4 protein-coding genes are annotated in these 14,089 nt (G+C 38.7%); 1 reads left to right on the forward strand and 3 read right to left on the reverse strand.

Going from position 1 to position 14,089, the window contains the following annotated elements; genetic code table 11:
- Nucleotides 1-338 precede the first annotated feature (338 nt).
- From B0A64_RS12680 to B0A64_RS12690, 3 genes are read right to left on the reverse strand one after another with little or no spacing between them, the layout of a single operon-like run.
- Complete coding sequence (locus tag B0A64_RS12680) at nt 339-2,645, reverse strand: penicillin-binding protein 1A (RefSeq protein WP_089479888.1); 2,307 nt, start codon at nt 2,643-2,645, stop codon at nt 339-341.
- Nucleotides 2,646-2,657: 12 nt separating this feature from the next.
- The gene (locus B0A64_RS12685) at nt 2,658-3,137 is read right to left on the reverse strand and encodes a gliding motility lipoprotein GldH (protein WP_089479889.1); all 480 of its coding nucleotides are present in this window, start codon (nt 3,135-3,137) and stop codon (nt 2,658-2,660) included.
- A complete protein-coding gene (locus B0A64_RS12690; protein WP_089479890.1) occupies nt 3,121-4,455 on the reverse strand; it encodes a PSP1 domain-containing protein in 1,335 nt (444 codons plus the stop codon). Before B0A64_RS12690 ends, B0A64_RS12685 begins: the two co-directional genes overlap by 17 nt.
- Nucleotides 4,456-4,828: 373 nt before the next feature.
- Here B0A64_RS12690 and B0A64_RS12695 point away from each other — a divergent pair, with 373 nt between their 5' ends.
- Entirely contained in the window at nt 4,829-14,086 is a 9,258-nt protein-coding gene (locus B0A64_RS12695) for a T9SS type B sorting domain-containing protein (protein WP_089479891.1), read from the forward strand.
- Nucleotides 14,087-14,089: the final 3 nt, after the last annotated feature.

A 14,089-nucleotide genomic window follows, 5' to 3' on the forward strand; every position in this document is an offset into this window, starting at 1 on the left:
CTCAAAAGGTGTAGTCCCTACGGGACATTGTGAATGTTCTATCATTACTTGTTACCAATATTTCTACCAACATTTAACTCCTAGCGGAGTATATTCTAATAGGTTTTATTTTGACCATTTTAAACATTACCAGCGGTTTCAACCGTTGGGTCACATTACATGATCGCGATTCGTTTCCCAAGGTTGAAACCTTGGGCTATTCAATCTATTCCAAAAAAAAATCCTTTTGCATCTTCCGAATTTCAGAAAGCACAAAAGGTTTTTTATTAATTACTATTTATATTTTGCAACTGCGACCGCGAACTGAAAACTGCGATTGTATGAACTGCGACTAAAAATTACAGTTCAAATTCGTCTGTATTTTGTTCTGTTGCGGTAGTATCTTTTACAACTGCAGGTCTGCTGTAACAATCTACTTTTATAGAAAGGTTTGCAGGTCTTTCAAATTCTGATTTAGAAACCTGAAGCCCCGGATCTGCATAACAAAGTTTCATAAAATAACCCCAGATTGGTAATGCTGCTGTAGCTCCTTGTCCGTAAGTTAAACTTTTGAAACGTGCTGAACGGTCTTCGCAACCTACCCAAACTCCGGTTACCAGGTTTGGAACCATTCCCATAAACCAACCGTCAGACTGGTTTTGTGTCGTTCCTGTTTTTCCGGCAATAGGGTTTCTAAACATATATGGATATCCTGTCCAGCGGTTGTCGCCACTTCCTCCGCCTTCGGTACGCAAACGTGCACCTGAACCGGTCTCTGTAACTCCTTCTAATAATTTGATTACTGCAAAGGCAATATCTTTGTTCAAAACGTCGTGAGATTCCGGGATAGGCTCATAAATAACTTCTCCGCTTTTATTCTCAATACGGGTTAAAAACTGTGGTTTTACGTAAACACCCTGATTGGCAAATGTACTGTAAGCTGCAACCATATCTTCAACTGTGATATCTACAGCTCCTAAAGCGATAGAAGGTTGTGCAGGAATTTCGGTTTTTACACCTAATTTATGCGTTAACTCTACAACCGCTTCCGGACCAACGCGATCTATTAATTTAGCTGAAACCGTATTGATAGAATTCGCCAAACCTTGTTTTAAGGTTACCATTCCGCGGTATCTGTTATCAGAGTTTCTTGGTTCCCAATCTGCCGTAACATTATGGCGCCCTTTATGGATCATGAATGGTCCGTCAAGAATAGAATCGCAAGGCGACATGTTCAATTGCTCAATGGCTGTTGCATAAACAAACGGTTTAAAGGTAGAACCCACCTGTCTTGCTCCCTGTCCAACGTGATCGTATTGAAAATATTTATAATTAATTCCCCCAACCCATGCTTTAATGTTTCCGGTTTGTGGCTCCATGGCCATCATACCCGATTGCAAGAAGTGTTTGAAATAACGAATCGAATCAAGCGGTGTCATTATGGTATCGCGTTCGCCTTTCCAGGTAAAGATGCGCATTTTTGTTTTTACTTTGAACGAAGCAATGATATCATCATCGCTTTTATCTGATTCTTTCATGATTGCCCAACGTGTAGAATTTTTCATGGCTTGCATCATGATTCTTTCCGTTTCGGCTTGTGTAATGTTTACGAAAGGTGCATTTTTATTGGTTTTCATTTCAATAAAAAATTGCTGTTGCAAGTTTTTCATATGTTCAGAAACTGCTTCTTCGGCATGCAATTGCATTCTTGAATCGATAGTGGTATAGATTTTCAAACCATCTTTGTAGATGTCATAATCTGATCCGTCCGGTTTTTTATTTTCGGCAACCCATTTTTTCATGTAGTCACGAAGATATTCTCTAAAATAAGTAGCGGTACCTTCGCGGTGACTTTCTAATTTAAAGTGCAAAGCAATTGGTAATGCCTGTAATTTTAATTTCTCTGAAGTGGTAATCATTTTTGCTTTTTCCATTTGAGAAAGCACTACGTTACGACGGTTTTTTACGCCTTCGGGATTGCGAACCGGATTGTATAATCCTGAATTTTTGAACATACCAACCAAAATAGCCGATTCGTCCATGGTTAAATCTTTTGGATCTTTAGAGAAATACGTTTGCGCGGCAGAACTTACTCCAACAGAATAATTACCAAAATCGTAAACGTTGCAATACATTGCCAGAATTTCGTTTTTGGTATATTGCCTTTCGAGACGAATAGCAATAATCCATTCTTTTATTTTTTGTACAATCCTGAACGGAAGAAACTTAGATCCTTCTCCGTGAAATAATTGTTTGGCTAATTGTTGTGTCAGAGTACTGGCTCCTCCATTGGTTCCCAGTGTAAAAACGGCTCTTAAAGTTCCGCGTCCGTCAATTCCTGAGTGATCATAAAAACGAGCATCTTCGGTGGCAACCAAAGCTTCGACTAAACTTTTTGGCAAATCTGAGTATTTAAGTTGTGACCTGTTAGTTTTAAAATACTTACCAATAACCACTCCATCAGACGAAATGATTTCTGTAGCCAAATTAGAATCCGGATTTTCTAAATCTTCAAAAGAAGGCATCGATCCGAATAATCCCCAGGATGCAAATAAGAAAAAGGCTAAAATACCCAATAAGGTATACGCAAAAATTCTCCAGAATTTCTTTTTATAGTAGTTAATATCTTTAGCACTACTAGGTTGATTGTTTTTTTTGGTGGCCATATAACTATTTTTCTAATCTTTTTGTTCTATTCTAAAACCTACATCTGTAATACCTTCTAAAGCCTGAACACCAGGTATCTTTCCTGATTCTCTAACAGCTTGCTTGATGTGTACTTTGTATTTACCTCTAAATTTTACATCTTCTTTGTAATACAATTTACTTTCTTTGATATCTGTAAAACCATTACCGAGCAAAGTTCCGTCCGGTTTTGCCATTTCATATTCTAAAGTATCTACTTTGGTGAAACCACTTGGTGTTTCAATAGCCACAATTAAAAACAAATTCTTGAATGGATAATTGTTATTGTCCCTCAAATTTATAAATAAATTGTATTTTTTGGTTGAATCTAAAACTGGCAGATCAAAGGTTACAATACTGTCTTTGTTCCAAGCACTTCCAACAGATTTGTACTCATCAAATACTCTTTTTTTATCGCAGGAAAAAAAAAGTATTGCCACCAAAAGAAGAATCCCGCTATTTTTTATTCTCATTTTTAGTAATAATTATAGGTTTTCTAGGTTCAGCCGGTTTATTATCATTCGAGTTGTTCGGCTTATTCGAATTGTTCGGCTTGTTATTATTCGGTTTACTCCCTTTATTTGGATTTCCTCCTGCAGGTTTGTTTTGGTTTTGATTGGATTGTGGTTTCTTTGGTACAGCCACCACTTCTGCTTCTGCATTTGGTTTGCGTTTGCGATTTGGTTTTTTCTTTCTTTTTGGCTGATCAAAACGGGTTAAACTTTCCTGCCCCATTGCGTTATTGAAGTCTTTTTCAGGCTCTGAAATTTCTTCGATAGCAAAATCTTCTAAAGAGGAAACTTTATTTTTCAGTTTATTCTCAGCAATAATCTCTTTTACCTGATCTATTTTTAAAACATGCCAGTTTGCAAAGTTATTGGTGTAAGCAAACCACATTAATCCTTTAAAAATATCTTGTTTCTGGCAAATTGCATCGCCTTTTTCGGTCACTAATTTAGTGTCATAATCCGGAAAATCTTTCAAGGCATCCATGTAAGTGTCCAGCTCATAATTTAAGCAACACTTTAATTTCCCACATTGTCCGGCTAGTTTCTGAGGATTTAGCGATAGCTGTTGGTAACGAGCCGCAGATGTATTGACACTTCTAAAATCTGTAAGCCAGGTCGAACAGCAAAGTTCTCGTCCACAAGAACCAATTCCGCCCAGACGAGCTGCTTCCTGACGGAAACCAACTTGTTTCATCTCGACTCTGGTACTAAATTCTTTGGCAAAATCTTTAATCAAAAGTCTAAAATCGACCCTGTCATTTGCTGTATAGTAAAATGTAGCTTTTGATCCGTCTCCTTGAAATTCAATATCAGAAATTTTCATTTCTAATTTATGCTGAATTGCCAATTCGCGGGCTCTCACTTTCATTGGTTCTTCGCGATCACGCGCTACAGACCAAATGTCGATATCTTTTTGAGATGCTTTTCGGTAAATTTTAGGGACATCATTACTTTCGTGATTGACTCCTTTTTTCTTCATTTGAATTTTTACCAATTCGCCTGTCAAAGTTACAATCCCAATATCATGTCCCGGTGATGCAACAGTTGCTACAATATCACCAATACTTAAAGTTAATTTTTCTGAATTTCTAAAGAATTCCTTACGTCCGTTTTTAAAACGTACTTCGACGCAGTCAAAAATAGCTTCTCCATTAGACGGGCTCATGTTGGCAAGCCAGTCAAAAACCGTCAATTTATTGCAGCTATCGGTGCCGCAAGTCCCATTATTTTTACAACCTTTTGGTGCACCACCATCTGAGGTTGAACAACTTGTACATGCCATAATTATATATGTAGTGTTGCAAAAAAGCAACTTAAGTTCATAAACATTCAATTGGTAAAGATAGTATTTTTTTTAGTTTGCTCTTAAGGATTATTGTTAAGGCCTGCCAAATATGTAAAACGTTCATTTTTAACACACAAGAATTTTAACAAACCTACAAGTTGCCCTATTCTGATACTCTTATGCCTTTTACCTATAAGACAATGCGATTAAATCAAAGAATTTTGCAAATTGAAATTTCTTCGGATTTTCATCCACATCACAACTCCTGTTTGTCTATTAAATAAACAGTTTTTTTGTTTTATACCCAAATTATAAAACATGGTTATTGCAGAAACAAAAACCATAGTATTAATTTCAGTTACGTTCGATTATGCAAAATTTTACTCCTAAAGTCTATAATTATTTTAAGTTGTTTTTTATTCGATCTATACCTGCTACAGGTTCAGATCCTAAAAAAACTAGTAATTCAATTGACATAAATACTCTTGTAAAATCAACAATAGCGCTCGGCTTTTTTTTGTTATCCGCTGTTCTACACAGTCAGTGCAAGGTCGAAACTATCAATAGTGACTTTGAATTTCCTGTTCTAACAAGATCTGCAAATGTAAAACAGACTAGCAACCCTGACCAATTAGGCTGGAAAACAACTGCTACAGACGGTTTGATAGAATTTTGGAGAAACGGGAATTCCTATAAAGCAGTAGCTTATTCCGGAAATCAGTTTGTCGAACTTAACGCCACTCAGACTTCCGGACTCTATCAGGATTATGATACCTCGACAGCAACATATTTTAATTACTCATTTGCTCATATGGGCAGAGAAGGTATAGACAAAATGGTACTGAAAGCAGGTCCTCCGGGAGGTCCTTATGTTGATATTCAAACAGCTCAAACAGGCAAAGCATGGGTCTTGTATGAAGGAACGTACAGAGTGCCACAAGGTCAGTCCAGAACCCGATTTATTTTTGAAGCAGTCTCAACTGCTACCGGCGATTTAAGCATTGGCAATTTTCTCGATGCTATAAATTTTACGGCAACGATCGATCCTCCTGTGCTAACAGGCAGCTCTACAAAATCTATTCACACAGGAACAGCAGCCACCTTAGAGGTTACAGGGGTTTCTAATGCTGTATTTACATGGCTCGATGAAACAGAAACAACCGCAATCAACGAAGGCCCCGTATTCACGACCCCTATACTCTTTAATGATACTAAATACAAGGTTAAACAAAAAAATACCTCAAATTGCGAAAGTAGTACGCTGACTTTTGCTGTCGAAATGAGTGATAAAACCATCGTAGCCAAAGATAACACTATCTGCAAAGGCAGCACAGGTGTATTGACCGCTACCATAGGCAATGGTGAAATTCCAACTGCTAAAGTACAGTTTGACGGAATTTGGAATGCCGCTACTGATCCTAAATCTATAATGCCCGAAAAAAGATTTGACAATATACCCAGATGTATCTTTAATTCTAATCCTACTGCTCTTGGTAGTTACACCACGACCCCATTTTCTGTAAATGTTACAGGTACCTATACGCTAAAACTGACTGGTTCTAATTTCAATACGAGAGCAGGATACATTTACAAAGGAAATTACACATTAGGCACCTGTCCACAAGAAGGGGATGGACAGGGCGCGTGGATAATGGGCGATGATGATTATGGTCTTATAGGTGAAAAAATCCCAACCTTAACGGGACATCTGGAAACAGGCACACTATATACTCTGGTATCTCTTGCTTATACAATGGGAGATCCTTATTTTATTGGTGACTATACCTGGACACTAACACCTCCACCCGGAGGAGGTTTCTTTACAGATCCTGCAATTTTATGGTATACTACTCCTACGGGTGGTAACCCAATAGCCTGGGGACCAGAATTGAATCCGGCAGTAACACCGGGCTCCGGAATTACCAATACCAACACTCCCGGCACCTATACCTATTATGCCGGAGAGGTAACAGGAACTTCTGCACGGGCAAAGGCAACCCTTGAAATTTTAGAAGACACAACTATCGGAGCAGCATCCCTGAAACCAGAAGTTTGTATTAATACAGCAATTACCTCTATTACGCATGCAACCTCTAACGTAACTGCAATGGGTATAGCAGCAGGTTTACCTGCCGGAGTTACAGCCAGTTTTGCTAATAATACGATCACTATAAGTGGTAAACCAACAGTAGCGGGTATTTTTAATTATAGTATTCCTGTTACAGGAAATAAATGTGGCGCTACAGCTGCTACAGGAATTATTACCGTATATGCAAAACCAACAGCAACAATAGCCTATGCTGCAACTTCGTATGCTACAACAGACGCAAAAACCGCAGTAACCAGAACAGGTACTGCCGGAGGTATCTATACGGCAACTCCTGAAGGATTAAGCATTGATAAAAATACCGGAGAAATTAACCCCAAATTAAGTTTAGAAAATTCATATACCGTAACCTACACGGCTACAAATGGAGCTTGCAGTAACACAACCAGTACAGAAGTCACCATAAATTCTCCAAAAATTACAGCATGGCTTACTGTAAAAGATGCTAATGGAAACGGAATAGTAGAACCCGGAGAAATCCTGACGTACACATTAAGAATGGTAAATATTGATCCTGCTCATGTAACGCTTAAAAATGTTACAGGTTCTATTGACCTGCCTTCTCATACAACTTTAGAAAGTGGTACAACAAATCAAATTACTTTTCTTCCCGGTAATTCAGATTATCCTTATTTATTTGATATCCGTAATAGTTCCCTGCCCGGCATTAAAATTACCGTAAAAGCAGATTGTGACCTGACTGCTGTTGATGAAATTAAAACCATAGGAAGAATTTACATTGATGGAGTAGAAATACAAGTATCACTTCCTCCTGTTCCGGTATCAGCCGACCTGACAATGGTAGGAATTGGTTCTGGCGCTATGGTCTATTTAACACCGCCAACACTGGCAAATTGCACTAATCCAGCAGGTTGTGCAACAGCTTTACCTGTTGCAGCAGCAAAAAAAATAGTTTTAGACATTATTGATCCAGTACCCGTAAGCTTACCTAATACTATAGATCTTGCAACTACAGTAGCTGCAGACCGTACGGCGGGTACCTTGACGTATTATACAGATGCAGCTGCGACAAAAGGTGTCGCAAACCCAGCTGCAGTAAGCATATCAGGCACTTATTATATCAAAAACACTACAGAACAGGGTTGTTTTATAATTAAACCGGTAAAAGTTGTTATTAGTGCTTTAGTCTGTAACGGAGAGTTGCAAACCCTTATAAATGATGATTTTGGTTCCGGAATCTCAGACAGAGGTCCCCGACCTTCTGCAACAGACTTTTATACTACTTACAATTTTTCGGCTACGGGCGGTGTAGGTGTAAATGGATATAGTATCATGAAAAATGCCCATCCGGCAAATAGTTCATGGGCAAATGATGGAGATCATACCAGCGGCAAAGGCGGAGATGGCTACATGCTCGTATTTGATGCCAATACCACTCTGGGAAGTGTTTTTTACGAAAAAAAATACACCGGTTTATGTTCGGGAAGTTTATGCACTTTTTCTATCTACGCGGCAAATCTTGTAACAACCTCTTATGCACAGGTTAGCGTTAAGCCAATAGTAAAAATAGAGTTAATAAACCCGCTCAACAATGCTGTTTTACAATCTTTTACCTCTGACCAGTTAGAATTAAGTGATCCCACTGCGCTTCACTGGAAAGAATTATCGATGTCTTTTTCTGTTCCCGCAGGACTGGACCAGGTAACAGTAAGGGTAAGCAACGGACAAGCTGATACAAATGTTACAGGCAATGATGATGCATCATTTAGTATTTGTGTACCTACATTAACACTTTCGTTTACTGATCCCAAAACATGTGGCAGTACTTTTGCCACTATAATTGCAGAAAATAAAAATCCGGCAACATCTACAAGTTACCAATGGCAACGATTTGACGAAACAAACTGGATTGATATCCCGGGAGCTACATCATTGCAATATGTAACTCCTGCTATAAGTAAAACTACCAATTATAGAATACGTTATGCGCAAACTGGTATTGACATTACCAACAACAATAATTTAAAATGCTCCGGAAACAAAGAAGTTTCGATAGTAGTTTTTCCGTATGTAAAAGCAACTGATATAACGATTGCATCTGAATTTCCGATTTGTTATAATTCTGAAATAACATTAACCCCGTCATCAACTGTAGGAACTACTTTTTACTGGTATGACGCCCCTACCGCTAATGCAAAGCTTCTAAGTATGGCTTCCAGCTACTCGACCGGTCCTCTTCAGGCTACCAAAACCTATTATATTGCAGCAAGAGGGGATGATCATTGCGAAAACAAACCAGAAGACAGAAAAGCGGTTAAAGTAAATGTAACTCCTGAGCAGGAAAAAATTGTAACTCAGGATGCTACAATATGCAAAGGTGGTACCGGTATATTGACCGCTACTTTAGGCACAGGTGAAACTCCAACTGCTGTAATAAATTTTTCAGGAACCTTTAACGCTGCTACAGATCCTAAATCTTTAATGCCAGATCGCAGAAATGACAATATTCCCAGATGTGTATTTTATTCTAATACATACGGAAGTTATACTACTAAACTTTTTTCTGTGAATGTTTCGGGTACCTACACCTTAATACTAGACGGTAGTAATACATTTTACAGAGCAGGATATATTTACAAAGGAAATTATACACTGGGCACCTGCCCGCAAGAAGGAGACGGACAAGGAACATGGATAACCGGAGACGATGATTATGGTCTTATGGGTGCAAAAAATCCAACCTTAACAGCCCATCTTGAAGTGGGTACGCTATATACCTTAGTATCTCTTATTAATGCATTTGAAGATCCAAATTTTTCAGGTGACTATAACTGGACCCTGACGCCTCCGGAAGGAGGAGGTTTCTTTACAGACCCGCTAACTTTATGGTACACTACCCCTACAGGTGGCGACCCAATTGCCTGGGGTGCACAACTCAATCCGGCAGCAACACCGGGTTCCGGTATCACCAATACCAATACTCCGGGTAAAACAACCTATTATGCAGGAAATGTAACAGGATGTTCTGACCGGGTACCGGCAACTCTTGAAATATTAGAAGATACAGTAGTTGGAGAAGCCTCCTCGACACCGGAAGTTTGTATTAACACAGCAATCACATCTATTACACATACAACTACCAAAGTAACTGCAATGGGTATCGCAGCAGGTTTACCTGCCGGAGTTACAGCGAGTTTTGCTAATAATACGATCACTATAAGTGGTACACCAACAGAATCAGGTACTTTTAATTACAGTATTCCGGTTACAGGGAATACTTGTGGTGCCAAGGCCGCTACAGGAACTATTACCGTATTTGCAGAACCTATTCCGGTTATTACTACTGCACCAGCAACCTGCGCAGCAGCAAGTACTAGTAAAATAAATAATTATGTTCCTGGTGGTTCCTATATCTTTAATCCAACGGGACCTGCAGTTGATGCAGCAGGGTTTATAACAGGAATGGCAATTGGAAAACAATATACAGTGACCTCTGGTGATCTTAATTGCATCTCTGATAAATCTGCTTTTTTTTCTTATACCCCACAGTTGCCAATAGCCGAAGTTCCCGTTATAACTTCTACAACGGCTACTTGTACAGCAGGAAGTACCCATACAATAAAAAATTATGTCCCTGGTGGTTTCTATACCTTTAACCCAACAGGACCTGTAACAGATGCAACGGGGCTTATAACAGGAATGGAAGTTGAACAACAATATACAGTGACTTCTGGTGCTCTAAGTTGTACCTCGGCAAAATCTTTACCTTTTATTTACGCTGCTCAGTTGCCAACAGCTACAGCTACGGCTATAGCTATTGCATCTGAATTTCCGATTTGTTATAATTCTGAAATAACATTAACCCCGTCATCAACAGTAGGAACTACTTTTTACTGGTATGACGCCCCTACCGCTAATGCAAAACTTTTAAGCAATGCTCCTTCCTTATCAACGGGACCTCTTCAGGCTACCAAAACCTATTATATTGCGGTAAGCGGAGATAATTATTGCGAAAATAAACCAGAAGACAGAAAAGCGGTTAAAGTAAATGTAACTCCTGAACAGGAAAAAATTGTAACTAAGGGTGCTACAATATGTAAAGGTGATGCCGGTATATTGACCGCTACTTTAGGCAACGGTGAAACTCCTTCTCCAGAAATTGGATTTAATGATACATGGAATTTCGCAACAGATCCGAAATCTTTTATGCCAGAACGTAGAACTGACTATACTATCCCAAGTTGTGGATTTGTTACGGAAGCTTTTGGAAATTATACTACTATTCCTTTCTCGGTAAATGTTACAGGAACTTATTCTTTAACATTGACAGATGAAAGTGCAAAGTATATAAGAGCTGGATATATCTATAAAGGAAATTATACAATGGGCACCTGCCCGCAAGAAGGAGACGGACAAGGAACATGGGTAACGGGAGATGATGATTATGAATCCTCTTTCAAAAACCCAACCTTAACAGCACATCTTGAAGTGGGCACACTCTATACGTTGGTTACTATGATCTATGCATATGATAATCCAAATTTCTCAGGTATATATAAATGGACACTGACACCTCCGGAAGGAGGAGGTTTTTTTAGAAAACCTGTTGTTTTATGGTACACTACTCCTACAGGTGGTGACCCAATTGCCTGGGGTGCACAACTCAATCCGGCAGCAACACCGGGTTCCGGTATCACCAATACCAATACTTCTGGTAAAACAATCTATTATGCAGGAAATGTAACAGGATGTTCTGAACGTGTACCGGCAACTCTTGAAATATTAGAAGACAAAACGGTTGGGGAAGCCTCCTCGACACCAGAAGTTTGTATTAACACTACAATTACATCTATTACACATAAAACAACCAATGTAACTGCAATGGGTATCGCAAAAGATTTACCTGCCGGAGTTATAGCGAGTTTTGCCAATAATACGATCACTATAAGTGGTACACCAACAGAATCAGGTACTTTTAATTACAGCATTCCGGTTACAGGAAATAATTGTGGTGCTAAGGCCGCTACAGGAACTATTACCGTATTTGCAAAACCAACAACGGTAACCAAAACTGAAAACATCTGTTACGGAAATTCTTTCCTTTGGGATGCAGACGGAAAAACGTATACGACTTCAGGAACTTACACCAAGAACAATGACGGATGTACGGCAGATCAGGTATTGAATTTAACTGTTGGGGATAAACCTGCAACGGTAACCAAAACTGAAAACATCTGTTCTGGGGAATCTTTCCTTTGGGATGCAGACGGAAAAACCTATAATGCTTCGGGAACTTACACCAAGAACAATAACGGATGTACGGCAGATCAGGTATTGAATTTAACTGTTGGGGATAAACCTGCAACGGTAACCAAAACTGAAAACATCTGTTCTGGGGAATCTTTCCTTTGGGATGCAGACGGAAAAACCTATAATGCTTCGGGAACTTACACCAAGAACAATAACGGATGTACAGCAGATCAGGTATTGAATTTAACTGTTGGAACTAAACCCGCAACGATTACCAAAACTGAAAACATCTGTTACGGAGATTCTTTCCTTTGGGATGCAGACGGAAAAACATATACGGCTTCAGGAACTTACACCAAAAACAATGACGGATGTACAGCAGATCAGGTATTGAATTTAACTGTTGGGGATAAACCGGCAACGGTAACCAAAACTGAAAACATCTGTTCTGGGGAATCTTTACTTTGGGATGCAGACGGAAAAACGTATACGACTTCAGGAACTTACACCAAAAACAATGACGGATGTACAGCAGATCAGGTATTGAATTTAACTGTTGGGACTAAACCAGCAACGGTAACCAAAACTGAAAACATCTGTTCTGGAGATTCTTTTCTTTGGGATGCAGACGGAAAAACCTACAGTACTTCAGGAACTTATACCAAAAACAATGACGGATGTACAGCAGATCAGGTATTGAATTTAACTGTTGGGACTAAACCTGCAACGGTAACCAAAACTGAAAACATCTGTTACGGAGATTCTTTTCTTTGGGATGCAGACGGAAAAACGTATAATGTTTCAGGAACTTATACTCAAAATAATAACGGATGTACGGCAGATCAGGTATTGAATTTAACTGTAGGCACAAAACCTGCAACGGTTACCAAAAATGAAAACATCTGTTCTGGAGATTCTTTCCTTTGGGATGCAGACGGAAAAATATATAATGTTTCAGGAACTTATACTCAAAGTAATAACGGATGTACAGCAGATCAGGTGTTGAATTTAACTGTAGGCACAAAACCTGCAACGGTTACCAAAAATGAAAACATCTGTTCTGGAGATTCTTTTGTTTGGGATGCAGACGGAAAAATCTACAGTACTTCAGGAACTTACACCAAAAACAATGACGGATGTACAGCAGATCAGGTGTTAAATTTAACCGTGGGTAAAAAACCTGCTGACGTTGTAACAACAGCGTCAATCTGTTCAGGTGAAACTTATAAATGGACGGTAAATAATATAGTTTACAACACATCGGGAATCTACAAAGTAAGCAATGATGGTTGTACAGCAAATAAGGTATTGAATTTGACTGTTAGTCCTAAACTAAAGTCGTTTGTTTTACCCAATAGTCTAACTCCAGAATCCTGTTCAGGAGAAAAAGATGGGGCCTTTAGTATAGAAATTTCTGGTGGTACAGCACCGTTTTCTTATCGTCTGGATAAAACAACAGGTGTTTTTTCGCAAGGAATAGCCGGACAAACTGTATTTGACTTTATAAATCTGGATGGAGGCAGTCATATTGTTTATATTAGTGATGCACAGGGTTGTACTTCAGAACTTGAAGTAAACATACCAAACTCGATAAAAATCAACCCAATAGTACATTTTGATTCTGTTTGTACAAACAATGCACCTACAACTTCGGTTACTGTAAAAATCAATCCTATCATTAAGGATCTTATTGATATTGATTATTCTCTTGACGGAGGACCTTATCAATCTGCAAATACTTTCAAGAATGTTGCACCCGGCTCTCATATGATAACGGCAAGACATACAAATGGCTGTATTCAGTCTACAAAAGAATTCACAATTAATTCTGTTGAACCTTTGGCACTGTTGTTAGCCGATGGTGATATGAACGAAATTATTGCTACAACAACTGGTGGTACAGGACAATACTTGTATTCGTTTAATGATGAATCTTTTAGCACAAACAACAAGTTTGTTATATACAAATCAGGAATTTACACCATTGCCGTGACAGATAAAAATGGATGTAGTGCAAAGCTATCAAGATATTTTGAATACATAGATGTCTGTATACCCAATAACTTCACTCCAAATGGAGACGGAATAAATGACGAATGGGGACCTGGATGTACTGAAATCTACAAAAACCTGACTTTTACAGTTTTTGACAGATACGGTCGAATATTGGGTAGCTACAGATATGGTCAAAAATGGGACGGAAAATACAATGGTTCAGAGTTGTCTTCTGGCGATTACTGGTACGTACTAAAACTAAATGACAATAAAGACAATAGAGAATTTGTTGGACATTTTACTCTTTACAGATAATTA

It is taken from the genome of Flavobacterium araucananum (assembly GCF_002222055.1).
Taxonomy (GTDB): domain Bacteria; phylum Bacteroidota; class Bacteroidia; order Flavobacteriales; family Flavobacteriaceae; genus Flavobacterium; species Flavobacterium araucananum.